This window comes from Nonomuraea sp. NPDC050022 (assembly GCF_044460705.1).
GTDB lineage: Bacteria > Actinomycetota > Actinomycetes > Streptosporangiales > Streptosporangiaceae > Nonomuraea.
Genome location: NZ_JBITKE010000004.1, coordinates 695,935 through 722,064 on the forward strand (window position 1 = coordinate 695,935; position 26,130 = coordinate 722,064).

Annotated in this window: 25 protein-coding genes; 8 read left to right on the forward strand and 17 right to left on the reverse strand. The window is 68.9% G+C overall.

The window, feature by feature from the left end:
* Positions 1-17: 17 nt before the first annotated feature.
* Positions 18-977, reverse strand: a complete 960-nt coding sequence (locus ACIBO2_RS19965; RefSeq protein WP_397298299.1) for a zinc-binding alcohol dehydrogenase family protein — start codon at positions 975-977, stop codon at positions 18-20.
* Positions 978-1,061: 84 nt separating this feature from the next.
* On the opposite strand from ACIBO2_RS19965, the gene ACIBO2_RS19970 reads away from it, so the two are divergent.
* Positions 1,062-1,676 carry a helix-turn-helix domain-containing protein gene (locus ACIBO2_RS19970; RefSeq protein WP_358534577.1) on the forward strand — a complete coding sequence of 205 codons (615 nt, stop codon included), beginning with the start codon at positions 1,062-1,064 and terminating at the stop codon, positions 1,674-1,676.
* A 109-nt stretch (positions 1,677-1,785) separates the two neighbouring features.
* On the opposite strand, the gene ACIBO2_RS19975 is transcribed toward ACIBO2_RS19970, so the two are convergent.
* A complete protein-coding gene (locus ACIBO2_RS19975) occupies positions 1,786-2,004 on the reverse strand; it encodes a hypothetical protein (protein WP_397298301.1) in 219 nt (72 codons plus the stop codon).
* 190 nt (positions 2,005-2,194) lie between these two features.
* Here ACIBO2_RS19975 and ACIBO2_RS19980 point away from each other — a divergent pair, with 190 nt between their 5' ends.
* Positions 2,195-3,508 carry a cytochrome P450 gene (locus tag ACIBO2_RS19980; RefSeq protein WP_397298303.1) on the forward strand — a complete coding sequence of 438 codons (1,314 nt, stop codon included), beginning with the start codon at positions 2,195-2,197 and terminating at the stop codon, positions 3,506-3,508.
* A gap of 441 nt (positions 3,509-3,949) precedes the next feature.
* Here the strand turns inward: ACIBO2_RS19980 and ACIBO2_RS19985 are convergent, their stop codons facing one another.
* From ACIBO2_RS19985 to ACIBO2_RS19995, 3 genes are all read right to left on the reverse strand, one after another.
* Complete coding sequence (locus ACIBO2_RS19985; RefSeq protein ID WP_358534581.1) at positions 3,950-5,056, reverse strand: CU044_5270 family protein; 1,107 nt, start codon at positions 5,054-5,056, stop codon at positions 3,950-3,952.
* Positions 5,056-5,643, reverse strand: a complete 588-nt coding sequence (locus ACIBO2_RS19990) for an RNA polymerase sigma factor (protein ID WP_358534583.1) — start codon at positions 5,641-5,643, stop codon at positions 5,056-5,058. Before ACIBO2_RS19990 ends, ACIBO2_RS19985 begins: the two co-directional genes overlap by 1 nt.
* Before the next feature lie 203 nt (positions 5,644-5,846).
* Entirely contained in the window at positions 5,847-6,716 is an 870-nt protein-coding gene (locus tag ACIBO2_RS19995; RefSeq protein WP_358534586.1) for a LysR substrate-binding domain-containing protein, read from the reverse strand.
* 71 nt (positions 6,717-6,787) lie between these two features.
* On the opposite strand from ACIBO2_RS19995, the gene dapA reads away from it, so the two are divergent.
* A complete protein-coding gene (gene dapA / locus ACIBO2_RS20000) occupies positions 6,788-7,663 on the forward strand; it encodes a 4-hydroxy-tetrahydrodipicolinate synthase (protein ID WP_358534588.1) in 876 nt (291 codons plus the stop codon).
* Between the two features lie 14 nt (positions 7,664-7,677).
* Here the strand turns inward: dapA and ACIBO2_RS20005 are convergent, their stop codons facing one another.
* A complete protein-coding gene (locus tag ACIBO2_RS20005) occupies positions 7,678-8,823 on the reverse strand; it encodes an FAD-dependent oxidoreductase (RefSeq protein ID WP_397298307.1) in 1,146 nt (381 codons plus the stop codon).
* 51 nt (positions 8,824-8,874) lie between these two features.
* Here ACIBO2_RS20005 and ACIBO2_RS20010 point away from each other — a divergent pair, with 51 nt between their 5' ends.
* A complete protein-coding gene (locus tag ACIBO2_RS20010; RefSeq protein ID WP_397298309.1) occupies positions 8,875-9,351 on the forward strand; it encodes a MarR family winged helix-turn-helix transcriptional regulator in 477 nt (158 codons plus the stop codon).
* Positions 9,352-9,423: 72 nt separating this feature from the next.
* On the opposite strand, the gene ACIBO2_RS20015 is transcribed toward ACIBO2_RS20010, so the two are convergent.
* The 3 genes from ACIBO2_RS20015 to ACIBO2_RS20025 are packed head-to-tail and all read right to left on the reverse strand — an operon-like array spanning position 9,424 to position 16,982.
* Complete coding sequence (locus tag ACIBO2_RS20015; RefSeq protein ID WP_397298311.1) at positions 9,424-14,325, reverse strand: DNA repair ATPase; 4,902 nt, start codon at positions 14,323-14,325, stop codon at positions 9,424-9,426.
* Positions 14,326-14,331: 6 nt separating this feature from the next.
* Entirely contained in the window at positions 14,332-16,428 is a 2,097-nt protein-coding gene (locus ACIBO2_RS20020) for a flotillin family protein (RefSeq protein ID WP_358534594.1), read from the reverse strand.
* Complete coding sequence (locus ACIBO2_RS20025; RefSeq protein WP_358534596.1) at positions 16,428-16,982, reverse strand: hypothetical protein; 555 nt, start codon at positions 16,980-16,982, stop codon at positions 16,428-16,430. Before ACIBO2_RS20025 ends, ACIBO2_RS20020 begins: the two co-directional genes overlap by 1 nt.
* A gap of 132 nt (positions 16,983-17,114) precedes the next feature.
* Here ACIBO2_RS20025 and ACIBO2_RS20030 point away from each other — a divergent pair, with 132 nt between their 5' ends.
* The gene (locus ACIBO2_RS20030; RefSeq protein WP_358534598.1) at positions 17,115-18,083 is read left to right on the forward strand and encodes an NADP-dependent oxidoreductase; all 969 of its coding nucleotides are present in this window, start codon (positions 17,115-17,117) and stop codon (positions 18,081-18,083) included.
* A gap of 57 nt (positions 18,084-18,140) precedes the next feature.
* On the opposite strand, the gene ACIBO2_RS20035 is transcribed toward ACIBO2_RS20030, so the two are convergent.
* A complete protein-coding gene (locus ACIBO2_RS20035; RefSeq protein WP_397298314.1) occupies positions 18,141-18,641 on the reverse strand; it encodes a CGNR zinc finger domain-containing protein in 501 nt (166 codons plus the stop codon).
* Positions 18,642-18,765: 124 nt separating this feature from the next.
* Between ACIBO2_RS20035 and ACIBO2_RS20040 the strand changes: the two genes are divergently transcribed.
* On the forward strand, positions 18,766-19,626 hold the full coding sequence (locus tag ACIBO2_RS20040; RefSeq protein WP_397298316.1) for an alpha/beta fold hydrolase: 861 nt from the start codon (positions 18,766-18,768) through the stop codon (positions 19,624-19,626).
* A 14-nt stretch (positions 19,627-19,640) separates the two neighbouring features.
* On the opposite strand, the gene ACIBO2_RS20045 is transcribed toward ACIBO2_RS20040, so the two are convergent.
* Positions 19,641-20,588 (reverse strand): aminoglycoside phosphotransferase family protein, encoded by a 948-nt coding sequence (locus tag ACIBO2_RS20045; protein ID WP_397298318.1) that lies wholly within the window; start codon positions 20,586-20,588, stop codon positions 19,641-19,643.
* A 35-nt stretch (positions 20,589-20,623) separates the two neighbouring features.
* Between ACIBO2_RS20045 and ACIBO2_RS20050 the strand changes: the two genes are divergently transcribed.
* Together ACIBO2_RS20050 and ACIBO2_RS20055 are read left to right on the forward strand one after the other, a co-directional pair.
* Positions 20,624-20,875 carry a hypothetical protein gene (locus tag ACIBO2_RS20050; protein WP_358534607.1) on the forward strand — a complete coding sequence of 84 codons (252 nt, stop codon included), beginning with the start codon at positions 20,624-20,626 and terminating at the stop codon, positions 20,873-20,875.
* A gap of 2 nt (positions 20,876-20,877) precedes the next feature.
* Positions 20,878-21,300, forward strand: a complete 423-nt coding sequence (locus tag ACIBO2_RS20055; RefSeq protein ID WP_358437180.1) for a hypothetical protein — start codon at positions 20,878-20,880, stop codon at positions 21,298-21,300.
* A 64-nt stretch (positions 21,301-21,364) separates the two neighbouring features.
* Here ACIBO2_RS20055 and ACIBO2_RS20060 read toward each other — a convergent pair whose 3' ends face one another.
* The 6 genes from ACIBO2_RS20060 to ACIBO2_RS20085 all read right to left on the reverse strand — a co-directional run bounded on the left by ACIBO2_RS20060 (position 21,365) and on the right by ACIBO2_RS20085 (position 26,060).
* Positions 21,365-22,390 carry an MBL fold metallo-hydrolase gene (locus ACIBO2_RS20060; protein WP_358534609.1) on the reverse strand — a complete coding sequence of 342 codons (1,026 nt, stop codon included), beginning with the start codon at positions 22,388-22,390 and terminating at the stop codon, positions 21,365-21,367.
* Positions 22,391-22,670: 280 nt separating this feature from the next.
* Positions 22,671-22,925: a hypothetical protein gene (locus ACIBO2_RS20065; protein WP_358534611.1), complete on the reverse strand. Its 255-nt coding sequence runs from the start codon at positions 22,923-22,925 to the stop codon at positions 22,671-22,673.
* A complete protein-coding gene (locus ACIBO2_RS20070) occupies positions 22,922-23,188 on the reverse strand; it encodes a hypothetical protein (RefSeq protein WP_358534613.1) in 267 nt (88 codons plus the stop codon). Before ACIBO2_RS20070 ends, ACIBO2_RS20065 begins: the two co-directional genes overlap by 4 nt.
* Before the next feature lie 123 nt (positions 23,189-23,311).
* The gene (locus ACIBO2_RS20075) at positions 23,312-24,574 is read right to left on the reverse strand and encodes a hypothetical protein (protein ID WP_397298322.1); all 1,263 of its coding nucleotides are present in this window, start codon (positions 24,572-24,574) and stop codon (positions 23,312-23,314) included.
* An 85-nt stretch (positions 24,575-24,659) separates the two neighbouring features.
* Positions 24,660-25,538, reverse strand: coding sequence for a 1,4-dihydroxy-2-naphthoyl-CoA synthase (locus ACIBO2_RS20080; protein ID WP_225301384.1), 879 nt, complete (start codon positions 25,536-25,538; stop codon positions 24,660-24,662).
* Between the two features lie 9 nt (positions 25,539-25,547).
* A complete protein-coding gene (locus ACIBO2_RS20085; RefSeq protein ID WP_358534617.1) occupies positions 25,548-26,060 on the reverse strand; it encodes a PadR family transcriptional regulator in 513 nt (170 codons plus the stop codon).
* Between the last annotated feature and the right edge of the window lie 70 nt (positions 26,061-26,130).

Consider the following 26,130-nt stretch of genomic DNA (forward strand, 5'->3'; position numbering starts at 1 on the left):
CGCGACCCGCCTGACCGTCAGGGCGTAAGGATCAGCCTGCCCAGTGCCGTGCGGCTTTCCAGGCGGCGGTGGGCCTCGGCGGCCGACTCCAGCGGCAGGGTGGCTTCGACGTACGCGTGGCTGCGTCCGTCGGCCACCCTGGCCAGCATCTCCGGGTAGCTGACGCCGAACACCCCGGCGCCCCACGCGGGCCCGCCGCACCCGATGACCGTCACACCGCTGGCGAGCAGATCGGCGGCGCCCACCGCGGCGGGTTCGCCGCTCAGCAGGCCGTAGCAGAGCATGCGCCCGGAGCCCGGCGTGAGGTGATCGAGCACCTGCCTGGCCGACGGCCCACCGATCGAGTCGAAGACCACGTCCACATCGGGCAACTGGTCGGGCCAGCCCGGCTCCCGGTGGTCGATGACCTCGTCGGCCCCCATCTGCCGGGCCCGCTCCCGCTTCGGCTCGGCGCCCGCGGTGGCGATCACCCGTTCCGCGCCGAACTCCTTGGCATGCCGCAGCAAGTACGTCCCGACGGAGCTCGCCCCGGCCTCCACCAGCACGGTCTCCCCACCCTTGAGCCCGGCCCGGTGCAGCAGCCCCAGCGCGATGGCGCCCGGCGCGGCGGCGGCGACGGCGTCGACCGGCGACACGCCGTCGGGCACCGGGCAGATCAGTGACGCGGACACCGCCGCGTACTCGGCGTAGGAGCCGACTCCGCCGGTCACGCCGGCGACGGTGGTGCCCAGCAGGGTCTCGTCGACTCCGGCCCCGACCTCGGTGACCACGCCGGCCACCTCGGCGCCGAACACCGCGGGCAGCGGCACCGGCATCGGGAACGGCATCGTGCCCGCCCGCAGCTGGGTCTCCGCGTAGCTGACGCCGATGGCCTGCGTACGGATGACCAGCTGTCCTTCTCCCGCCTTCGGCTCCGGCCAGTCCTCGGCCTTGAGCACCTCGGGACCGCCCAGTTCATGGACAACGATCGCGCGCATGGGACACACTCCTCGTAAGTGAACCTCTGGTCCAGTTAATATATGGACCGGCGGTCAAGTTTGTCTATGGGGGACAATGATCCGATGGAACGGCGGGAGCGGGCCGACGCGGCACGCAACAGGCGGGCGATCCTGGCGGCCGCCGAGGAGTTGCTGCGGGAGCATCCGCCGGAGGAGGTCTCCGTCGAGCGGGTCGCCGTCGCGGCGGGGGTGGGCAAGGGGACGGTGTTCCACCGGTTCGGCAGCCGCGTCGGGCTCATGCAGGAGCTGATGTCGGAGCGGGCGCACGGGTTGGAGCAGGCCGTCGTGGACGGGCCGCCGCCGCTGGGGCCGGGCGCGCCGGCCGGGGAACGGCTGGTGGCCTTCCTCGACGCGGTGGTCGCGATGGCCACCCGGAACGCCGGACTGATCGCCGCGCACGAGCACGCCCGGCTGACCCAGAAGGCCGGGGGCGGGACGCGGCTGGCCAACCCGATCTACGTGGCGTGGCACCGGCACGTCTCGGCCCTGATCACCGAGGCGCGGCCGGATGTCGACGCCGACCTGGCCGGGCACGTCCTGCTCGGCACGCTGCACACGGAGCCGATCGGCAGCCTGCTGCTCGCCGGGGAATCGGCCAGGGTCGCCGCCACTCTGGGCGACCTGGCCAGGGGCCTACTCGGCGACGCAGGGGGTTCGCTCAGAAGAGGGGGCGGGTGACGGCCGCTCAGCTAACGTTTAACCTGCGATCTACACATATGCCGTGATGTGTCGCATGGGTGGCGTCTGCTGGTGTAACGGATTGTGGCGATCTGAGTACGGTCAGGCGCTATGCGTAGGGCGGCCATCGCCTCATCGTCGAGTTGAGAAGACCACGAGGAGAGGCGGTGCGGAGCAGGCGTTGCACCGCTTGCGGGCCGGCCAGTCCCGCGTGTTCGGCCGGCCACCAGCAGTCCTTGCGCTCGATCCCGGACAGCAGCCCGGACAGATAGGCGCGGGCGGTACGGCGCGGTTCCACCCGGCAGAACCGGTCCGCGATCCGGCCCATCAGTTCCTCGAAGGTGACCGGTCAGTCTTCAGGCCCTACGCTGTCGCCCGCGGCCACGTCACGAGCGTCTGGCGTTCGAGCAGGCGCTCGAACTCACTGATGATCACGCGGTGGCCGTACTCATGTGGCCTCAACAGCAAGATCGCGAAGTGTCGCTGGGGCCCTCCCCTGGAGTGCTAGGAGACACCGCATGCCCACGAAGCCGTCCCTGCCCGAGGTGGTCGCAGCGCTGCTACGCCGGGACCCGGTCGTGCTGTGTACCCGGCTGGCGCTCACACACGAAGGAGTTGCCCGGCTGCCGATCCCGGGGCGCCGGAAGTTCTGGGTAGTGAGCGATCCCGAGTGTCTTCATCGAATCCTGGTCACCGACGCGACACAGTTCGACAAGGGCGGGCCCATCTATCGGATCATCGCCGATGCCCTGGGCGAGGATGGACTATTCACGGTGAACGATGAGGCGACCTGGCGCCTGCTGCGCCAGATCATGAATCCCGCCTTTCGCCGAGCCGAACTGCGCACCGTAATGGAGTTGACGGCCGATGCTTGGCGGAGCCGAATGGACACATGGGATCTGCGCGGTCCGATAGAGCTCTTCAGCGAGCTGAAGCTGCTGAGTGTCGAGGTGTTGATGCGGCATGCGCTGGGGAACGCAGTCGATACGGCCGAGCTCACGCAGCTCGCCCTGCCGGTCTTCGACGGCATGGCGGGGCGAATCTTTCTCCCGCACTGGGCACCTGGGGCGAGCGGCTATCGAAAGGCCATCGCGGCGCTGGATGGCAGAGTCAGGTCAATCATCTCCTCGCGCCGGGATCAGGGCACCGAGGCCGGAGACCTGCTCGGGCAGCTGATGACCGCCACCGATCCGCAGACCGGTCACCGCCTAACCGACCGGCAGGTACGAGACCAGGTCTTCACGCTGTTGATGGCGGGATTCGACTCCACGGCAACCGTGCTGTCGTGGGCGTGCGTCCTGATGGCCGAGCGAGGGGATCAGTTGGACCGGCTACGGACCGAGGTGGTCAATGTCTGCGCGGACCGCACCCCTACACTGGAGGACCTTCCGCGGCTCGTCACCGTGCAGGCTCTGCTGCAGGAGTCGCTGCGCCTGCATCCCGCGTTCCCCATGTTCTTCCGCAACGTCAAGGCGGAGACTCAACTTGGTAAGCACCGGCTCGCCGTGGGCGATCAGATCATCATCGCCCCCTATGCGACGCACCGCGATCCGGCCCGATGGCCCGGCCCGGCGGGCTTCGACTCCGGCCGATTCGCTGGCAGGCTCGACCACGGGCAACGGGCGGCTTATCTGCCGTTCGGCGAGGGAAAGCGGAAATGTATCGGTGAGGACATGGCCACCATGACCGGGCTCCTCATCCTGGCTATGTTGGCGCAGCGGTTTACCGCTTTTCGCCGCCCGGATGGCCATAGCGGCCAGGCGGCCCGATACGCGATGACCCGTCCATCGAGGGACAACGCCCGCTTGATCCTCACGCCGATCGGTGAGTAGGCCGACCTGGTGCGGCAGCCTCCATTTGTTTAGCTGAGCTGCTTGTATGCGGTGGCCAGGCAGATTTGTTGGTGGAACCAGCGGGCGCGGGCTTGGTGCTGGCCGTCACACGTCGAGCGGCCACTTATGGCATTAATAGAAAAAGTACACCCAACACTAATGCCGCTTGCTGGACCCTGATCAGCCTTCCCATTGTTCGATGATTGAGCGGGGAGTGAGGGGCGTTCGCCTGCTCGGCACCTCCCACTTCCCGTATCACCGGGCTGCGCGGCCCTCTTAGCTTGACGTTCCAACCCCTACCCTCCCAGCGTCGCTATGGCGGACACCAGTCATTCAGACGGCCCTTGGCCGATCTTCCTCCTTCGACGAGAAGGTCCACGGCCAAGGGTTGCCCCGTCGATCACACGGGGTTACTCCACAAACCGCAACTTGACGATCGAGCTAGCAGAACATCGGCTTGCCGGTGTCCTTGGGAACCTCCGGCATGGAGTCGACGACCTTCACTGTCATCACCGCCATACTGGCGCTCGGAGTCTCCTTGGCCTGTCCGCCCTCTGTCCGTCCGATCCAGCTCTGGTAGCCGAGGAACCGGTAGGTTGCCGGCTCGAAGATGAGTTCCCCGCGTTCCCATCCGCCGTCGGGGGTCTCGAACTTGAGCGAAGCGCCCACGCCGTGCCGTCCGGCAGGGTCGGTGAGGTCCGCGACGATGGTCGCGATCGGCATCTTGGACAGTGAGCCGAAGACTGTCGCCCTGGTCTGGGAGGGGGTGAGCGGGTCCTGCGCCAGTCTGAGCAACGAGCTCGCGACGACCTTCTCGACCCGCATGTTGATCTCGTTCTGGCTCAGGTTCGTCTCTCCTCGTCTGCCCTGGTCCGACTGGACGAACGCAGCCGCGGCGCGGCGGATCTTCGCTAGAACCTGGTCAGGATCGGCGGGAAGATCGGTGGCCTGGGTGGGCAGGCCCAGGCGGTTGTCGTGGCATTGCCCCGCACGCTGGTACTCCACCGTTCCGGGGGATTGCATGGGCTCAGGGCGCCCGCTGGTGGCGTGTGTCTGCCCGTATGTCGAGCGTGTCAGGGCCTTGCCAGGATCCCCGGTGGGCATCCATACCTCGCGGCGCACGTCCTGGGTGTACTCGCCCTCGGAGCCGCTGGCGAATGTGACGTTCTTCTGGTCGACGTAGACGAAGTGCCCCGGCCCAGGCCGTAGGTCCTCCCGCGCCGCGGCGGAGGCCGCATGCCGGAGCAACTCGGCGGCGCTGGCCGGCCGCGTCCCGAATGGAGCGGAGTCGTGACCGCCACGTACCAGGACCAGTCCCGCGGTCACCGCGGCCGCGAGGCCCACCGCCACGCCTGCCCTCATCCCCCACCGGCCGCCGGGGAAAGCGCGAAGAGGCAGCCGACGTGACCGCGTCGGCCGGGGATGGCCGCTCCCGGCCCGCTCGGCCTCGACCTCTTCGACCAGCAGCACCCATGCACGCGCGCTCACCTCGGGCGCGGGTCCGGGCAGGCTGTCGTGGTAGCCCTTGATCGCGTCGAGCTCGTTCATCACAGTCCCTCCTCGGCGGGGCCGATGGTCTTGCGGAGCTTCTTGCGGGCGCGGTTGAGACGCGATCCCACCGTTCCCCGAGGTATGCCGAGGGCCTCGGCCACCTCCTCGTAGCTGAGCTGGGCACAGGCGACCAGCAGCAGGACTTCCCTGTCCCCGGCCGAAAGTCGGACGAGGCCGGCGGCCAACCGCGGCTGCATGACCGCCGCCGAGACCCGTTGCACCACACGCTCGTCGTGACTGGCGATCTCCGCGGCATCGGCGCTTCTGGCCAGCGCCCTATACCTGCGCGCCTCGCTGCGACGATGCTCGGCGACCAGGTTGGAGGCGATGCCGTACAGCCAGGGGCGGGCGCTGGGACAGGCGGAGTCAAAGCGGTCCCGGTCGCGGAAGGCGCGGAGAAAGGTCTCCGCGGCGAGGTCATCCGCGGCCGTCTCACCCAAGCGCAGGTGAACATAGCGGTGGATGGACGCGAAATAGCGATCGTAGACGGCGCCGAAGCGATCAGGATGACGCCGCGACGCCTCTATCACCTGCGCGTCGGTATCCTCGCTGGGCGGTGCCGAATCTTTGGGGGGCGCTGCCATGTATGTCGGCCTTTCAGTCGGTTGCGACCCAACACCCATAGTTCGGCGAACCCCTGATTCTTATTCACGGTCCACCACGGCTGCCACGGCCGCCGGTTCATCGCGTTGCGCATCCCAGAGGGGTTGCCTGTGACCCGAAGATGACCGCGTACCCGCGATCTCCGAACCCTGCCTCCACACCAAAGACCCTTGCCAGCAGGCTCTCAGAGCGGGAGGTGGGTGATCGCTGTGTGGAAGGCCGCGACGGCCGCCTTGATCGCGGGATGCTCCCCGTACCCCCTGCGAAAGGCGGCCAAAGTGCGGCGGCTGAGCGGCAGGCCGGTCAGCGTCACTCCGTGCGGTGGCGCCAGCGCGGCCAGGCGTGGGACGAGCGCCACGCCCTGACCAGCGGCGACGAAGGCAAGTACGGTGTCGAAGTCGTCGATCCGGTGACGGACCCGCGGCTCGAAACCGGCCGCCTGGCAGGCCCGGATCGCCATCGCGTGGCACAGGGTCCCCGGCTTGCCGACGATCCAGGCGTCATCGCGCGCGTCGGCGATCGTGGCCCGGTCCGTGAGGTACATCTGCTCCCCGAACAGCGGCTCCGTCTCCAGCGACGCGTCGGTGACGGGCGGCACGAAGTCGTACTCGTGCACGAGCGCGACGTCCAGCTCGCCCGCACGCAGCGCGGCGGAGACGTCGGCGGGGTCGATCTCGGAGACCATCGGCCGCAGCCCCGGATGCGCGTGGGACAGCTCGGCGAGCGCGGGCGGCAGCAGCACGCGGGCCGCCGTGGGGAACGCGCCGATCCGCAGCGGCCCCGACGGGCCGCTCCGCACCGCGGCGAGCGCCGCGGACGCCCTTTCCAGCTGTTCGAGTACGTCCTGCGCGTGCTCGACGAGCAGATGGCCGGCGGGCGTCAGGGCGACCGTCCGGCCCGTACGCTCCAGCAGTGGTACGCCCGCCTCCCGTTCCAGGGCGCTGAGCTGCTGGGAGACCGCCGACGGAGTGAAGCTGAGCGCCTCGGCGACGGCGGCGATGGTGCCGCGCTGGGCGAGTTCGCGCAGGAGGTGGAGCTTGCGAGGGTCGAGCATCAGGCAAGCTTAAGCTCGTCAGCAGAAATCCGCGCTGGACCTAACGTATTGTCCGGCATCAGGCTGAGAGCATGCTGACAGGAATCCATGTGCCGCTGGTCACGCCGTTCACCCAGGAGGGTGAGGTGGCCGTCGAGGCGATCGACAAGCTCGCCCGCCACGTTCTCGACCAGGGCGCCGCCGGGCTGGTCGCGCTGGGCACCACCGGAGAGGTCGCGGCGCTGACGCCCGCCGAGCGGGCTCGGGTGATCGAGGTCTGCGTCGCGGTCTGCGCGGAACGCGAGGTGCCGCTGACCGTCGGCATCACCGGCAACGACACGCGCTCAACAGCCGCGGCGCTGAAGGAGCTGCCTTCGGGGGTCTCCGCCGCACTGCTGACCGTGCCGTACTTCCTGCGGCCTTCGGAGCGCGGTGTCATCGCGCACTTCGAGGCGTTGGCGGAGGAGACGCCGGTGTCGCTGGTGATGTACCACATTCCCTACCGGACCGGGCAGGCCGTCAGTGCCGCGACCCTGCGTCACCTGGGCGGGCACCCGATGATCGCCGCAGTGAAGTACGCGACGGGCGGGATCGATCAGGATGCCCTGGACCTGCTCGGGGACCTGCCCGAGGGGTTCGAGGTGCTCGGGGGCGACGACCTGTTCATCTCGCCGCTGCTGGCGCTGGGCGCCTCGGGCGGCATCCTGGCCTCGGCGCACCTGGCCACCGACCGGTTCGTCGAGCTGGCCGCGGCGTGGCGCGCGGGTGACGTGGCCAGGGCTCGGGCGCTGGGTCATCGGCTCGCCCGGCTGTCGGCCGCGCTGTTCGCCGAACCGAACCCGACCGTCATCAAGGGCGTCCTGCACGCCAGGGGCCTGATCCCGACCCCCGACGTGCGCCTGCCGCTGCTGCCCGCCAGAGCGGAGGCGGTGTCACAGGCTGACCTGGTGGCTGGCGTCACGGGCTGACCTGGTGACCGGTGTCACAGGCTGACCTGGTGGCGGTACATCCAGGACAGTGACTCCTGGCTGGCCAGCTTCTTCAGGAAGATCGGCATCATCAGGTCGCGGAACACCCGGGCGATCGGGCCCGCGGCCTTGTTGTTGCTGATCGTCCGCGAATAGGCGACGACCTTCTCCACCCGCCCGCGTCGCTCGCTCTCGAACCGCTCGAACGCCGCCCGGTGGTCCTTCGCCTCACGCAGGCACCTGGCCAGCACGACGGCGTCCTCGATGGCCAGCGAGGCGCCCTGCCCGGCGCTCGGCGAGGTGGCGTGCGCGGCGTCGCCGGTGAGCACCACCCGTCCCTTGTGCCAGGTCGGCAGGGGCGGCAGGTCGTGGATCGGCAGCGCCGACGCCACCTCGCTCCGCCTGATCACCTCGGCGGAGAAGTTCGCGTCGTCCCGGAACGCCTCCACCAGGACCGGCTTCCAGTCCGCGGGAACGTCGCCCAGCTCGCGGGGCAGGTTGGCGAACCACCAGGTCTCGCCGGAGGTGGCCACGGTATAGCCGAAGAAGGCGCGCTTGCCGAAGACCATGTTGTAGACACCCGGCTCGCCGGTGAACTTCGGGTCGTGCACGAGTCCGCCGAAGCTGTAGAGGCCGCTGTAGCGTGGCTTCGGGGCGCTCGGGTCGAGCTGGGCGCGGGTCCGCGAGTGGACGCCGTCGGCGGCGATCAGTATGTCGCCCGTCTCCTGCGTGCCGTCCTCGAAATGGGCCGTCACCTGGTCGCCCGTGTCGTCGAAGGAGACCAGGCGCTTGCCGTACGAGATCTTGATGCCATGGGAGAGGGCCTCGTCGCGGACGATGCGGTAGAGGTCGGCGCGCAGGATCGTGTGGCTCACCGTGCCGTCGTCCAGGGCCAGGCCGTTGGCCACTTCACCGAGGCGCTTGCCGGAGCCGCTCCACATGACCATCCGCGGGGTGGGGATGCCGGCGGACAGCACCCGGCGGTGCGCGCCCAGCACGCGCAGGGCGTCCAAGCCGTTCGAGGCGACGTTGAGAAACGAGCCGACACTCTCGGCCGTGTCCGGGTAGGCCTCGAAGATCTCGGCGTCGAAGCCGGTCTTGCGCAGAGCCATTGCGGTGGCGGGGCCGCCGATGCCGCATCCTATGATCAGAGCTTTCATGGTGATAACCTTTCGTTCGGTCGAACGAAATATATGCCGGGAAGGAGGACCGTGTCCAGAGATATTTCGGAACGCCGAAAGAATTTGCTCGAAGCCCTGTTCATGGCCGGGCGGGACAACAGCAATGCCGCCGTGATGTTCCACAGCGCCGTCGGCGAGCTGCTGGGGGTGGGGATGACTGAGGAGAAGGCGCTCGACCTGCTGCAACGGCTGGGCCCGCTGACCGCGGGGGAGCTGGCGCAGCACACCGGCCTCGCGCCCGCCTCGGTGAGCGGGCTGATCGACCGGTTGGAGGGCAAGTGGCTGGTGCGCCGCACCCGCGACACCAAGGACCGACGGCGGGTGATCGTCGAGGTCAACCACGAGGCGCTGGCCGGCGGCGAGGAGGTCTTCGAGCCGTTGGTGACCGGGCTGTCCGAGCTCTACGCGGGCTACTCGGACGAGCAGCTGGAGCTGATCCTCGACTTCCTCACCCGGGCCACGGCCATCCAGCGAGCGTGCACGACGCAGCTGACCTCGCCACGGTGACGCGTCGGTCCGCGACGTCTGGCCCTCGTCGCGGTGACGCGCGCCAGTCCGGCGCGCGCCCCTGGTGGCCCGTCAGTCCGTCGTGTTCTCCCTGATGGCCGAGCCGACCTCGCTCACCCGGTCCGCGAGCAGGCCGATTGCGCCCACGGCCCTGGTCATCGGGTCGTCCTCGGCGCCGCCGAGCGCCTTGGCGCGCAGGTAGGCCGCCTTGAGGTCGCTCCAGCGAGCGGCCTGGGCGGGGGTCAGCCGGCCGCGCAGCTCGGCGAGCTTGAGCAGATTGGCCTCCGCGTCGCTCGTCAGGGTCTGCGCCTCGCCGAGGTAGTGGTCGTCGATGACCGCCTCCAGCTCGGCCTCGTTCATGGCGGGCACGATCCGCTCGGCCAGCTTGTTCATGTTCCGGTACGAGCCCTGCAGCCGGAACGGCGGCTCGGTACGGGCGGCGTCCGACTGCCCGGCCGAGGCGATGTACGCCTGGTTGTTGGCCAGCACGACCTCCTGCACCCGCACCAGCTTGCGCAGCACGCTGAGGATCTGGTCCAGCTCGGTCTTGGCGTACGGATGCCGGAGCTGGTCCGGCCGGGCGCTCTGGTCGCCGCGCGCCAGCCGTACCAGGAGCTCGACGTCGGCCCGGTCACGGGCGGAGAGCGGCGCCAGCACCGGGTTGGAGGTGAGCGCGTTGTCGATGTAACTCAGCGCGAACAGCTCGTCCTTGCCCGACAGCACGTCGCCGAGGTTCCAGACGTCGGCGCGGTTGGCGAGCATGTCGGGGATGCGGAAGCGCCGGCCCGACTCGGTGTACGGATTGCCCGCCATGCACACCGCGAACCGCTTGCCGCGCAGGTCGTAGGTGCGGGTGCGGCCGTTCCAGACGCCCTCGATCCGGCGCTGGGCGTCGCACAGCGAGATGAACTTCTGCAGCAGCTCGGCCGAGGTGTGCTGGATGTCGTCCAGGTACAGCAGTGTGTTGTTGCCGGTCTCCAGGGCGAAGGAGATCTTCTCGACCTCCTGCCTGGCCGTCGCGTCGGGCGCCTCCGCCGGGTCGAGCGAGGTGACGGCGTGGCCGAGCGCCGGGCCGTTCACCTTGACGAAGACCAGGCCGAGCCGGCTGGCGACGTACTCCATCAGCGTCGTCTTGCCATAACCCGGCGGCGAGATGAGCAGCAGCAGGCCCATCTGGTCGGTCCGCTTGTCCCCTCCGGCGGCGCCCAGCTGCTTGGCCAGGTTGTCGCCGATCAGTGGCAGGTACACCTCGTCGAGCAGCCGATTGCGGACGAACGCGCTCATGACCTTGGGGCGGTATTCGTCCAGCCGCAGCCGGGCCCGCTCGGCGGTCACCAGCTCGGTGCGCCGCTTCTGGTAGGCCCGGTAGGCGGGCACGCGTTCGGTACGGAAGCGGCGGGTCCTGGCCAGCGTTTCGTCCAGGCGCAGCTCCAGCTTGCGGTCGGCGACGCGCGGGTGGGTGCCCAGCAGGCCCTCCACCGTGGCGGTCAGTGTGGCGCTGGAGTCGTGGCGGGGCAGGTCGCAGAGCTGTACGGCGATGGACTCGGGCACCTCGGGGCCCTTGCCGAAGGCGCCGATCCAGGCTCGGGCCAGCTCCAGCCGTTCGGGCAGCGCCACTGCCTTGAGATCCTCCTCGAACTCGCGTGACCTGGCTGGGCCGAGCGTCTGGTGGAAGCCCTGGAGGAGGGTGCGGGCCGCCGCGCTGGTCACGAAGCCGGTGGGCTGGGTGGCGAGCTCCTCGACGAGATACTCCCCGGCGAGCGCGACCGTCTCGCCGGGCCCTGAACCGGGCCCTGAACCGGGCCTTGAACCGGCTTCTGAGTGGAATGCGGCGATTTGCGAGCCCAGTTCCGTTGCCAGAGCGGCAATCTCCGGAGTGGGGCCGAAAACGGTGCGGGCGCGCACCAGCGACACGGCCCGTGTGGCCAATGTTTTACGTGAAACCTCGTCCACCCCGAACGCCCAGTACAGCTGCGCCGCCGCCCGAGCCTCCGGCGGATACCGCAGCAGCCCCGCTCCCTCCCGGAGTCGCAGCAGCGTGTCGAGGATGGCGGTGGCGTCGTGGTCGTGGACGCCGCGTTCGTACCCCTCGTCGTAGCGCTGTTCGGCCGCCTGACGTACGAGATCCTGGAGCGGCCCGCCCGGCACGGCCACGTCGAGCAGCGAGGCGGCCAGGTGCTCGGCGCGGTAGACCTCCGGGGTCTCCGAGGCGAGCAGCTGGTCCCAGAAGGGGCGGGTGTCGGCGAACGCGGCGGGGGCGGGGGAGCGGTAGTCGGTCCCGGTGATGGCGAAGTGCATGTCACCGTCGTGCGGCACCAGCGTGAGGTCGATCGGCTGGGTGTTGACCGCGAACCGGTGCCGGCCCAGGCGCAGCGTCTCGCCGCCGTCGGAGAACAGGTCGAGGCGGTCGCGCAGGGCCCGGCCCGCCTCCTGCTGGGCGGCCTTGACCCTGCCGTCCAGCTCCTCGGCGCGTACCGCGTCGCCGAGCCCGCGCAGCTCGGTGGCGACCGAGCGGAGCTTGGCCACCATCGGGTCGGTGGCGAAGAAGGTGTTGACCTCGTCGAGCGAGCCCAGCGACGGCAGCCGCCTGGTGATGCTGCCCAGGATGCGCTCGGCCGAGGCGAAGATCCGGTCGGCCCGGCGGGCCAGCTCGTCCAGCTGCGTCTGCTTGCGGGCCGAGAACGCCTCGTAGACGTCGTCCCGCTTGGCCGCGAGCCGGGTGGCGAAGTCGTCGAACTCGCCGAAGCGCGTCTCCAGCGCCTCCAGCCGCAGCATCAGCCTGCCGAGCTGCTCATCGCACCGCTCAGGCGTGTCCGCCACCGCAAGCGCGCCGGTGATGGCCTGCCCGAGCAGCGCGAACTCGGCCGCGAACGCCGCCCGCCCCTCCGCCCCGAGCAGCTCCCGCCGGCGGCCGTCCAGGAGGGCCCGCGCCCGGTTCACGCCGCCGAGCACCTCGGCGATGCGCTCCAGGATGGAGGTCCGTACGGTGGCGTCGGCGATCTCCAGCGAGCCCACGACCTCGGTGACGACCTCCAGCCCCTCGGACTGGGTGGCCAGGCGTTCCGTGACGGGCTCGGCCTCGGCGACCGTGGTGATCGCGGCGGCCTCGGCGGCCAGCCGCTCGACCGCCTCGTGGTAGCCGGTGAACGCCTCGGCCCCCTGGAGGAACCCGACGGCCCGCTCCCCCACCGAGACCAGCTCGTCGGCCAGCGATGCGGTCAGCGTGTCCAGCTGGGCGAGGTCGAGGTAGCGGACCTCGCGCAGCGTCACCAGGCGGCCCTGGGCCCGGCGCAACGTGGCCAGCAGCGTCACCCAGGCGTCGGCGGTGGCGGGGGTGTCGCCTCGGGCCTGCCGGACGAGCCGGGTGGTCTCCTCCGTCGCCTCGGCGAGGGTGCGGGCGGCCTGGCGGGTGAGCGCCTCCACGTGCTCGTACTCGTCGAGCACCTGCTCGGCGGTGGCCCGTACCTCGGAGAGCGGGGCGCGCAGGCCCTGCTCTCCGAGCCAGTGGTAGTGGTCGAAAGCCCGCGTACAGGCGGCGATCAGCGCCTCGAACGTGGCGGCCGACGGCGCCATCTCACCGATCATGCGGGCCACCGACAGGCAGTCGGAGATGCCGCGCACCAGCTCGGCGTTGCCGATGCGCTCCAGCGGGCCGCTGCCGGTGGGCTGGGCGGCGGCGTAGGTGTCGGAGACGTACGGCGTCTGCCAGACCTGCATGGGGTGGACCCGCGTCGGCTCCTCGGAGGTGGCGCGGAAGACCACCATCGTGCCGTCGTCGAACAGCGAGTAGCCGTGGCAGACGATGGGGTTGGCCACCTCCTTCCTGATGACGTTGTACGGCAGGAGCAGCGAGCGGCCGTCACCTCTGGCGTGGAAGACGTACAGGACGTCCTCGCCGTTGGGGGAGCGGACCACGCGGTCGAACTCCAGGTCCGTGACGTCCGTGTCGAACGTCTTGCTGACCCCGGTGGCCAGGTAGTAGCCGCCGGGAAAGATCAGCCCCTGGTCCTCGGGGAGGCGCTGACAGGCCTGGCCGATGCCGTCGAGCCTGGTCACGGCCTTGGTACGGGTGTTGAAGACCAGGTGGCGCCAGTCGGGCTCCTTGTACGGCCGGATCCTGATCAGGATGAGCGGGCCGATGACGGCGTGCTCGACGTCGGCGTCGGCCAGGCTCTGGAGGGGTTCGGCCACGGGCTCGGCGTAGATGCCCTCGCCGGTCTCGGTGTTGTTCTCGATCTTGATGGTGAGGTCGCCGCCGACCGTTTCGACGAACACCTCGTCGCGGATGGAGATGTGCGGGTGGCGGCCGAGCACGTGATCGTCGCGGGTGGCCGGGGTCCACACGAAGTCGTGCGAGGGCGGGAAGGCATGGTCCCGCTCACCCCTGTTGTCCTGATATTTCGTGACTCCTTGGGAGTCGACCGTCCATCTGAAGACCCGGGTGTCGGCCGGGCCGGTCTGGAAGACGGCCAGCAGCTTGCCCTCGACGCGTCTCAGGTGGTGGAGCCTGGACTCCTTGTAGTAGCGGTACAGCTCGGCGAAGTCCTTCTGGAACGCCGGCTCCTCCAGGGCGGGCAGACGGTCGGGGTCGAACCTGAAGGCGTCGCCGTCCCTGGTGAAGCGGTGCACGGAGAAGACGTCGGCGACCGTGGTCTCCGGCTTCAGCCCGATGAAGACGTTGTAGCCGAACAGCATGACGCCGCCCAGCGAGACGATGTCCCGGGGGACGCAGTTGTTGTCCGTACGGATGCGCTCGGTGCCGAGCAGGCGCAGCTCCGTGCCGCCGAAGACGGTCAGGCGCTGGGCGTTGACCCCTTCGGTGGCCGCGGCGAGGGCCTTGGCCTGGGCTTCCAGCCGGGACTTGAGCACCTCGTAGGTCCCGGCCTCCAGGCCGACCTGGGCGACCTGGCCGGCTGGAGCGGTCGCGCCGGGCTCCGCCGTACGGGAGCCCTGGCGCTGTACGTCGTCGGTCACGCGCGATCAGACCTTCGCGGCGGTGAGCGCGGCCACCGGGGAGTCGGCCACGCCCAGGCGGCGGGCCGTCTCCAGGAGCTCGCCCAGCGGGCCCGAGTCGGGTCCGCCGTTCTGGATGAGCCGCAGCAGCAGCGCCGACACGGTCAAGTTCTTCAGGTCCTCGGTGCTCACCCCGTTGACCAGGGCGCTGAGGTCACCCGCGAGGCTGGCCGATCCGTTGAGGTACGGCGCCGCCAGCGTGCCCGCGACCTGCGAGTGCTCCACGAACCCGTCCACCACCTTGCCCGCGGTGATCGAGCCCACGACCTTGTCGAAGAACATCGTGTCGCCGCCGACGATGTCGATGTTCGCCTTGGCCAGACCGGCGGCCAGCACACTGGCCTGCGACTCCGCCACCTGCCGCGTGACGTCGATCTGCTTGAGCCGTACGTCCTTGTCGGCCTCCAGTCGCAGGCGGAACTCCTCGTGCCCCCGGCTCGCGTCGTCGAGCGCGGCCATCGCGGCGGCCTTCTCGGTCAGACCCTCGGCCTCGGCCTTGAGCTTCTCGCCCACCGCCGTCGCGGCGGCCAGGGCCATCGCCTGCTCGCCCTCGGCCTGCGCCTTGAGCCGGTCGCCCTCGACCATGGCCATGGACCTGGCGCCCTCCGCCTCGGCCCGCAGCCTCTCGGCCAGGACCGCCGCCTCCGCGCGGCCGACCTTCTCGATCGCCTCCGCGTCCCGCTCCTTGACCTGGACCTCGGCCAGCCCGGTAGCGGCCGACTCGGCCTGGATGCCCTCGGCCAGCCTGATCTTGGCTCGGGTGTCGAGCTCGGCGGCCTGCTGCCTGGCCTCGGCCAGCGTCAGCTCCTCGCGGGCCTTGAACTTCGACGCCGCCTCCGCGGCCTCGGCCGCCTTGATGCCCTTGACCAGGTTCTCCTGCGCCTCGGCCTCGGCGGCGATGATCACGCTCTGGCGGGTACGCTCGGCCTCCTCGACCACGCGCAGCCGCTTGATGCTCTCCTCCTGCTCGGCCACCGTCTTGTCGACGGCGATCCGCTCGCGCACCACCTCGGCGATCGACCGCTTCTCGGTCTCGACCTCTTTGTCCTTGGCGATGCGCGACAGCTCGGTCTCCCGCTCGCGGGCGATGACCTCCAGCATGCGGTCCTTCTCGATCCGCTCGGTCTCGATCGCGATCACCCGCTCGCGGTTCTTCTCCGCGACGGCGACCTCACGGGCCCGGTTCTCGTGCTGTACGCCGAGCTGCTCGTCGGTCTTGATGTTGGCCGACTGCGATTTCAGCCGCTCCTCGGCCGCCACGCGGGCGATCTCCGCCTCCTCGCGGGCCTTCATCGTCTCGATCTCGCGCCGCTGCTTGACCTCGGCGTCGGCCTGCCGGCGCTGCAGCTCCAGGATCGCCTCGCGGGCGTCCACGTTCTGGCGGGTGATCTCCTTCTCCTCGCGGCGCTGGAACTCGTTGGTCCGTACGTGCTCGATCGCCGTCAGCTCGGTGATCTTGCGGATGCCCTGCGCGTCGAGGATGTTGCTCTTGTCCAGCGCGGCCAGCGAGGTCTGCTCCAGGTAGTCGATGGCCGCGTCCTCCAGGCTGTAGCCGTTGAGGTCGGTGCCGATGAGCCGGACGATCTGGTCGCGGAACTCGTCACGCTTGGTGTAGAGATCAACGAAGTCGAGCTGCTTGCCGGCGGTCTTGAGCGCTTCGGAGAACTTCGCGTTGAACAGCGCCTGCAGGGTCGACTCGTCGCTGGCCCGGACGGTGCCGATGGCCTGGGCGACCTTGATGACGTCCTCGGCGGTCTTGTTGACACGTACGAAGAAGGTGATCTTGATGTCGGCCCGGATGTTGTCCCGGCAGATCAGCCCCTCGCGGCCGGTCCGTTCGATCTCGATGGTCTTCACCGAGATGTCCATGATCTCGGCCTTGTGAAAGACGGGGAGCACAGTGGCCCCGGTGAACGTCACGTCGACCTTGTTGACCTTCGAGATGATCAGGGCTTTGCCCTGCTCGACCTTCCGGAAAAGGCGGCTGATGACGGCAAGTAAGCCGATCACGATGACCAGCACGACGGCGAGGAATACGCCGAATCCGGTGGAGATGACGTCCATCAGTGCTCGCTTTCGTAAGGCATGACCCAGAAGAATTCGCCGTTGGTGTCGTATTCGAAGATGAGCGCGTTGTCGCCGCGCGCGAGCCGGTCCTGGCCCGTCGTCCTGACCTGGACGACGGCCGAGGAGCCGTCGGGCGCGGTGACCTCCGCCTGGCCGAAGTCGGCGGTCGCCTGGCCCGTGCGGATCACGCACATCTGCCCGACGAAGTCACCGCGCGATGGGCGCCGCGCGTCGGGGAAGAGCCGTCGCAACGGCCTGAGCAGCGCCCGCGTACCCAACCAGGCCCCGATCAGGGCGAGGATGGGTACGACCGGCAGCGCGATCCCCGGCACCACCTGACTGCCGATCAAGGCGAGCAGCCACGCGAACGCGATCAGTAGTGACAGTGCGATCCCGGCGGGCACTCCGCCCAGGCCCAGCCAGGGCGCCTCGCCGTCTTCGAAGTCGAAGAGGCCGGTTATGACAATGAACCAGTAGCCGGCGACCACGACGAGAAGGAAGGTGAATACCACCGTCGGGAAGCTCAGCACGACATGTAAGAACTCGGTCATCGAACCCCGGATACCCCGTCCCCCTGTGATGTCCGTCGGACTCTATACAGATAAAGCGGGACTAAAGCCGAAAGTTCCCGAAATGCGATCTGACTTGACCTCAAGTGCAGTTGAGGATGCACAGTCGTCCCCATGAGTGGAAATTTCATGAAAGCGGCGGCGTTTGCTGAGTTCGGGGGACCTGAGGTGCTCACCGTGATGTCCCGGCCCATGCCGGAGGCCGGGCCGGGCCAGGTCCGGGTACGGATCAAGGCCGCCGGGATGCAGCCCTTCGACACGGCGGTGCGGGCCGGTTGGACGCCTCCCGGCGTGACCGACCCGCTGCCACGGATCCCGGGTAACGAGTTCGCGGGCGTGATCGACCAGGTGGGGCCGGGCGTGGTCGATCAAGGAAGTCCGGGCGTGGTCGGCCTAGGGGAGCCGGGTGCGCGCCTCGACGTGGGCGCCGAGGTGCTCGGCTTCTCGCTGCTGAACAGCTACGCCGAGTACATCGTGGTCCCCGCCACCGACGTGACCCCCAAGCCACCTGAGCTTCCCTGGGAGGTGGCCGGCGCGCTGACCGCCGCGGTGCAGACCGCCGACATCGCCATCGGCCAGCTGAACCCGGTCGCGGGTGAGACGTTCCTCGTCCACGCCGCCGCCGGAGCGGTCGGCTCGGTCGCCGTACAGCTCGCCGTCCATAGGGGTGCCACCGTGATCGGCACCGCTCGCGAGGAGAACCACGCCTACCTACGCGACCTCGGCGCCATCCCCGTCGCCTACGGGGACGGCCTCGCCTCCCGGGTACGCGCGCTCGCGCCCGGCGGGGTGGACGCGGCCCTGGACGGGGCGGGTGGCGCGGCGCTGGACGTCTCCCTGGAGGTGGTCCCGGACCGTGGCCGCATCCTGACCATGGTCGACCACGCCAAGGCGGACGAGCTGGGCATCATGGTCACGAAGGGCGTCCGCACGGCTGAGCGTCTTGCTCGGTATGCCGCGCTTGTCGCGAAGGGGGAGCTGAAGTTCCTGATCCGCCGGACGTACCGGCTGGAGGAGGCGGCGGACGCGCACCGCGAGATCGAGACCCGCCACGGCCGCGGCAAGCTCGCCCTCCTCATCTGACCTTCGGGCCGGTCAGCCCTTCGCGCGCCGCGGATCGGCCGGAGGCTGGTGGGCCGGTCAGCCCGCGGTGCGCTGGCGTTGGTGGAACCGGCCCACTTTCGCCCGGTTGCCGCACGCCTCCATCGAGCACCAGCGGCGGCTGCCGTTCTTGCTCGTGTCGAGGAACCACAGCACACACTCCGGGTTCGCGCACTTGCGCACCCGCTCGGGCCGCTCGCGGAGGATTCGCACCAGGTCCGCCGCCGCCACCCACGCCGCATGCCACGCCGCCTCGTCCACGACGACCAGCTCGTACGGCTCATGCGGGTCGGCGGTGCGGATCAGTGGGCGGCGGCTGCCGTGGCCGAGCACGGCGTTGAGCCGCTCGGGCCCGCGCCCGTCCAGCGCGGCCCGCAGGGCGGCACGCGCCTCCACCAGCCGGTCCCGTACGCGCTCCAGCTCGTCGCCACCCGGCAGCTCGTGATCGTCGAGCCAGGCCCGCACGCCATCGAGGTCGTCGAACTGATCGAGCGGCACCCCATGCTCCGACCACATGGTGTTCACCAGGTCGAACGCCACAGACTCCCCACGAAGCGGCCGCACTCTCACAGGACCTAACCTCTCAAATCAGTTTGACCGGTTAATCAGTCCCATGCTATCACTTAACCATCAAAGCCGATTTAGAAGGTTAAGAGGAGTTGCTATGACCACCCGCTACCGCACCACTGTCATCGACGGCCTGGACGTCTTCTACCGCGAGGCAGGCGACCCGTCGGCCCCCACGCTCGTACTGCTCCACGGCTTCCCCACCTCCTCGATCGCCTACCAGGAGCTGATCGCCGACCTCGCGGATGAGTTCCACCTGATCGCCCCCGACTACCCCGGTTTCGGGCACAGCTCGGCCCCGGCCGCCTCGGAGTGGGAGTACACCTTCGACCATCTCGCCGACGTCGTCGACCGGCTGCTCGACTCGCTCGGCCTGACCAGGTACGCCATTTACGTACACGACTACGGCGCCCCCGTCGGCTTCCGACTCGCCCTGCGCCACCCCGAGCGGATCACCGGCATCATCAGCCAGAACGGCAACGCCTACGAGGACGGACTGGCCCCCTTCTGGAAGGACCTCCGCGAGATCTGGGCGAACCCCACCGAAGCCGACCTCGCACCACTGCGCGCCAACTACACCCGTGAGGCCACGCACTGGCAGTACACGCACGGTGTCCCCGACGTCTCCCTGGTCAACCCCGACAAGGAGGCTCTCGACCAGGCCCTGCTCGACCGTCCGGGCAGCCACGAGATCCAGCTCGCGCTCTTCTTGAACTACGCCACCAACGTGGCCGCGTACCCGCAATGGCAGGACTACCTGCGCACCCACCAGCCCCCTGTGCTCGCCGTCTGGGGTCGCAACGACGAGATCTTCGCCCCGGAAGGCGCCAAGGCGTTCGCCCGCGACGTGAAGGACGCCCGCGTCCACCTCCTGGACGCCGGCCACTTCGCCCTGGAAACCCGCCGTCCCCAGATCGCCGCTCTCGTACGAGCCTTCCTCCACAGCCTGTCGGATTGACCCCGGCGGCTGTCCTACAGGCGGTGACGGACCGCCTCGGCCACGGCGAGCTGGATCTCGTTGAGCTCCGGCTCGCCCCGGGCCACGTCCCAGAGCGAGTTCTGCAGCACCCGGCCGAGCGTCCAGCCCGCGGCCCGCCGCCGATCCAGCCCGAGCCCGTCAACCATGAAGTCGAATCGCCGCAACACCGCCCGACGCACATCCCCGGTCGCCACGGCCTCCTCCCACCGGTTGTGCAGCGCGGGCATCAGGTCGAACCCGGGGTCCCCGGCGAGCGGCTTGGGATCGATGGCCAGCCACGGTTCCCGTACCCCGGCCAGCACGTTGTCGTAGTGCAGATCCCAGTGCAGCAACCGATCGCCCGGCTCACCCACCAGCTCGCGTACCGCCCCCGCGCAGACCTCCAACCAGTGCCGATCCCGCTCTCTGGGCAGCACCGCCACCGCGTCGGAAACGCGGTCGAGCATGCCATTCGCGATGTCCCCCAGCTGGCGCATCCCCTGGGGAGCGGGCAGCACCACCAGCCGCCGAAGCAGCTCGGTGAGGATCTCCAGCGCCTTCATGACATCGGGTACGGACGACAGCGGCCGCCCGGCATCGAGCCGTTCGAGCAGCAGGGTGCCGGTGGCAGGATCTTCGTCGACCACCAACACCGACCCGTCACCCGCCCAGGCCCGCAGCCCCAGCCCCTCGCCGGCGGTCTCGTCGGTCACGGGCTGCAGCTTGAGCACCGCCCGCGTCCCATCGGCCCGCACCACGGGCAGCACCAGGGCCACGAACCCGTGCGCGGGCGCACCATCGAGCCGCAGGTCCCACTGCTTGAGATACCGCTCGGCCAGCGCGGGCAACCCCGCCGACCAGGCCCGCCCGGCCTCTCCCTCGTACGTCACGTGAAACTCGGTCAAAGCGGCAGGCACCACGATCTCCACCCACCCAGTCTGCCGCAAGCACCGGCAGGTCATACCCACGAACGTATGCAGTTGCTACCCTCAATCGTATGCAGACGAAGGACAAGCGGACCAGCTTCTCCCACACCGAGGACGTCGGCAGGCAACTCAAGCAAGCCGCAGCCGCCCACGGAGTCACCGTCTCCACCTACATAGACGAAGCCGTCGCCGAGAAACTCGATCGAGATCGCAGAATGGCCGTCTGGCGCGAGCTCGTCGGCTACAACCTCAATGACGCCCCCGCCGACACGCTCGCGCGCGTCCGCGCCATGTTCGACCGTATCGAGGAGAGCCGCCGATAGCCGTGCGCTTTCTGGACACCGGCCTGGTCCTCGACCACGCCGCCCTCACCGACTGGCTCGCCAAGGACATCGAGATCGAAGTGATCATCGGTGAAGCCGTCCGCCGCGGCTACCCCATCGTCATCCCCACGATCGTCGCCGCCGAGGCCGCCCGTCAGGTCCGTACCGAACCCGCCCGCGAACGCCTGCAGGGCCTGCTGTACATGATCGCCCACCACGTCGACCCGCTCGACAGGGATGACGCCGTCACGGTCGGCTCACTGGCGGCGGAGCACGACGTCGCCTCGCTGCCCGCCGCCCACACCGCACTCGCCGCATCACACCGCCGCACCGACGTCGGCAACGCCACCGACTGGCGCATCATCACCCGCGACGCCGGCCCTTACCAGCGACTCTGCCCGGACGTCCCGGTCAACTGGCTCTGACCCCGAATGGAACATGACAGCGCACGCGCGACAAACGTGGCGTTGCCCGGCGCCCGGTCGTCTCTCAGCAGCAGACGTTGGTCGATCGTCCGGGTGAGGCGCTCGCGGCGGCGGAAGACGTGCCGGCGCTCGCCTCCTGGTCTTGGACGATGCGGCCGCGCAGCATGATCTCCATGACCTTCATGAAGCGCTGCGTCCTGGAACGGCCGATGACGAACGGATTCGCCGCTCCCGTGGACCCGGCCCGCAACTCCTCGATGCGCGCCAGGCTGTTGTCGCAGCCTCCATGATTGTTCAGCTCGACGTCCACCCCTGCCTGCCTCATCTTGGAGGCGAAGGCGAGCACGGAGGAGAGATTGATGCGCTTGTCCGCGGTCGCGGCGGGTGGCGCGGTCCCGCCCCACAACATCGCGGTGTGTCGTAGCCCCTTCCAGCGCACCGGGAAGATCGGCGAGACGGTGCCCGGCGTGTGCCCGGGCGTGTGGTGGAACGTGACTGTGGTGTCGCCGAGGGTGAGCCTCTGTCCGTCGGATAGCTCCATGTCTCGCTTGGGCGCATTGGCCGGACGTTCGGCGGCGATGACGTTCCAGTCGGCTCGGCTCATCATGACTCGGGCGCCGTACTGGTCGGCGAGGAACTGGGCGCCGCCGAAATGATCGCTATGGCCGTGGGCGACCACCACGTACTTGATCTTCGCTGGATCCACTCCCACAGAGCGCAGCCCGGGAACGATGATCTTTTCGGCGTCGTCCGGTGATCCCATCGCGTCGATGAGGATGACGCCCTGGGAGGTGAGCAGGGCCGTGGCCTGGACGAAGCTGGTGCCCACCACCGCGACATCGTCGAAGATCCTCAGCGGCGCGAGCGGCTTCGCCGACGGCATCGGGAGTCCCGGCGTGAGCACTTTGACGAGGGCCCGCAGCACCGGGTCGTCGCCGGCCAGCTTGGCCGCGCGGTCGTAGTAGTGCTGTGCGCTCTTGGGAGCGGCGGCCGATGCCGCCGATGCCTCGGCCTCGCGTCCCGCCAGCGGCAGGAGGGCCGCGGCGGCCAGCAACGCGCGGCGGGACGGGCTGGACTGCCCGAAGGACATGGGCGAACACCTGCTTTCACGGGCCAGAGACCTGGAGGCGATCACGACCCCGATGGACGTCAATGCCCGCTCAGCAGACCAGAACCGATCTCCATGCGTCCAATATTGCTATCTATCGTCCATCGATAAGGAAGTAGATATTAAAGCTGATCAGGCACCAATGTCGCCCCCAGCCCAGGCGCGTCGAACGAGGTAGATCCGTACAGCCTGCGCGACGAACGGGCCGACCGTCGGTTGACATCACCGCCGTGTGCTCGCCGACCTCCAGCCGTGGTCCCTGTCAGAGGTGGATCTGGCGGGTGATTGACGGGTCGGTGATGGTGGTGTCGGCAGCCAGGAGGAAGGCCTTGGACAGGATGAGCGGCGGCACCTCGGACAGCAGGACTGTCTCGCCCTCGGAGGTGAAGCGGAGATGCGCGGAGGCCTTACGGAGCAGGGGATGGTCCAGCTCGTCCAATGCCACTCGAGCAGGCGGGAGCTCGGCGAAGCCGAGATCATCGCGCAGGCAGCGGATTGTCGGACGAGTCGGATTCATTCTTGGGATACCCCTCCTAGCTCCTCGATCTGCTCCTGGGTCAGCCCGGTGACGAGTGCGACCCGCGCCGTGTGTGTCCCGTCCAGTTGAGCCATCGCCTCCTGCATGGCCGCGTGCAACTCCGCCTGCCGGACCTGGAGGTAAACACGTACGGCCTGCGCGACGAACTCTTTCTTGGTTACGTGCAGGAAATGCGCTCCATGCGAGATCAGTCGGTCGGTCTCCGAATCGACTTTGAGCGGTGCGACGTTCGATGCTGCCATGACATCCCTCCGGTACCCAATGGTACTTATACCCGACCGAGAAGAGCAGATGTTTCGACAGCCGCACACGCCGTGTGGAGCGGCCTCAGCTCGTGCGTGACCGGTCGGCGTTACGAGTCGTCGTCAGGGCCTTGTGGCGGAGCGGCGGCGCATGAGGAGGCCGCCCGCACCGGCGGCTGCGATCAGGGCGGAGCCCGTCAGTACGAACAGGCGGCCGTCCGGACCGGCGTCGCCGCCCGCGCCCGTGTCGGCTCCCGCCTTCGGGGTGGCGGAAGACTCAGACTTGTAGGAGGTCTTGGTCGACGACTTGGGGGTCGGGGACTTGGACTTCGTGGGGGTCGGCGATGGGCTGCTGCCGCTGCCTGCCCCGATGGTGAGGGGGTACGTCTTGAGGCTGGTGTCGCTCTGAACCTCGCACTCGATGACCGGGGCGGTCGGTGAGGTGCCGATGTTGATGGCGGCCGGCTTCACCGTCGCCGAGCCCGAGTTCTTCGAGGTGGTCTTCATCTCGACGCTGGTGGGCAGCGTGATGGGCTCGCTCGCGGTGGCCGCGGCCAGCTCGCCCACTCCGGTCGCGGAGGTCAGCTGGGTGATGCCGGAGATCGCGGCGTAGGCGTATAGCTTGCTGCCGGTGGCCAGCCCGGTCGACGGGGCCTCGAGTTCGTAACCTGTCTCATAGGTGCCCGCCCAGCCGATCGAGAACTGTTCGCCGGTCTTGGGGGTAGTCGTCGGCATCGTCAGCGTGACCTTGATCTTGACGGTCTGCGGGGTGGCCTCCGTGCCGGTCTTGCAGGAGTAGGTCACCACGTCGCCGGTCCCGTTGCCGGTGCCGCCCTGGCCGACTGTGATCACCACGCTGGTCGTGCTGGTGGTCGTGCACGAGGTCACGTCCGACGGCGCGCTGGCCAGGCTGAGCTTCAGGCTGCCCTGCTCGGTGGAGCCCTGGACCGTCACCTCGCCACCCGTCGTGGCGGTCACCGACACCGTGCTCGCCACCTGTGCGGCCAGCACGGAGGTGGATCCGGAGGTGACGCTCGCGCCGGTCTTGCTGAGATCCGTGTGCGTTCCGCCGATCACCATGAGCTTTCCGGCGACGTGGACCTGCGTGGTGGTGGTCGGTGCCGTGCGCAGCGTCAGGGCGGGAATGCGCCACTTGACGTCAAATGTGCCAGTCGCCGTGTCGGGCATGGTGAGCGGCACGCTGAGCGAGGTGTCGCTGAACGGGCCGCCTGTACAGGTGTAGGCCAGGGTGAGGGTCTTGTCGGCCATGGCTCGCGCTTGCGCGGGAGACGGCAGGCATAACGCGATCACCGCGCCGACGAGCCACAGAGCGGACGCGTGCCTGACGAAGCGGCGCCACACCCCGGATGCCGGCAACTGTCTCATCCCCATCCCACGACTAAGTCAAAGGACGTATCAGAATTCCAGCTCTTGGTCACGATTGGGTAGAGAAGGGGAATGAGAGAGCGGATCAGTAGTGCCAGGGGAAGGGGGACCAGTCGGGTGCGCGCTTCTCCAGGAACGAGTCGCGGCCCTCGGCGGCCTCGTCCGTCATGTACGCCAACCGCGTCGCCTCGCCGGCGAACACCTGCTGCCCGACCAACCCGTCATCGACCATGTTGAAGGCATATTTCAACATCCGCTGGGCCGTGGGCGACTTGCCATTGATCTTGCGGCCCCACTCCAACGCCCGCTCCTCCAGCTCGGCATGGGGGACGACGGCGTTCACCATCCCCATCCGGTGCGCGTCGGCGGCGGAGTAGGTGTCGCCGAGGAAGAAGATCTCGCGGGCGAACTTCTGCCCCACCTGCCGGGCCAGGTACGCCGACCCGAAGCCGCCGTCGAAGCTGGCCACGTCGGCGTCCGTCTGCTTGAAGCGGGCGTGCTCCTCGCTGGCCAGCGTGAGGTCCGACACGACGTGCAGGCTGTGCCCGCCGCCAGCGGCCCAGCCGGGCACCACGCAGATGACGATCTTGGGCATGAAGCGGATCAGCCGCTGCACCTCCAGGATGTGCAGCCGGCCGGTGGACGCCGAGCCGTCGGCGTACTGGTAGCCGTCCTTGCCCCTGATCCGCTGGTCGCCGCCCGAGCAGAAGGCCCAGCCGCCGTCCTTGGGCGAGGGGCCGTTGCCGGTGAGCAGCACGCAGCCCACGTCCGTGGTCTGCCGGGCGTGGTCGAGCGCTCGGTAGAGCTCATCGACCGTCTGCGGCCGGAACGCGTTGCGTACCTCGGGGCGGTTGAAGGCGATCCGTACGGTGCCCTGGTCGACCGCCCGGTGATAGGTGATGTCGGTGAAGTCGAATCCCTCGACCACCTGCCATGCCTTCGGATCGAACAGTTCGGAGACCATGGGGCGAGCCTAACGGATCTGCCCTTCGGCCCATTCGGCCCAGTCCCGCGCCGTGGTGCTGAGGTGGTGGCCGTACTCCAGCACGAGCCTCCCGTACACCGACAGATTGTCCTGCCCGGACTCCACGAAGTCCCTGATGCTCTCTATGTGCGCCAGACGTTCGGCCGCCATCTCCGCCTGCCGCCGCAGGTAGTCCTTGGCCTGTGACGGATCCACCTGGGCCAGGAAGAACACGCGCAACAGCATGTCGCTGCGTACGTTCCGGACCGGCTCCACCTCGATGAGCCAGTGGCGCAGCTCGGCCAGGCCCTCTTCGGTGATGGCATACTCCTTGCGGCCGCGCGGCCCCTCGGCCGCCACGCTCACCAACCCGGCGTCGGCCAGCTTGCCGAGCTCGGCGTAGAGCTGGCTCTGCGTGGCCGGCCAGACGTTCGCGAGGGAGACGTCGAACATCTTCATCAGGTCATAGCCGCTCGCCGGTCCCTCGGAAAGCAGGCCGAGCGCGGCATGTCGAAGACTCATATTCCTATATTGACATATCGAGCTCGCAGGTTCTACCTTCGACATGTCTACATAGGAATGTCGTAGGGAG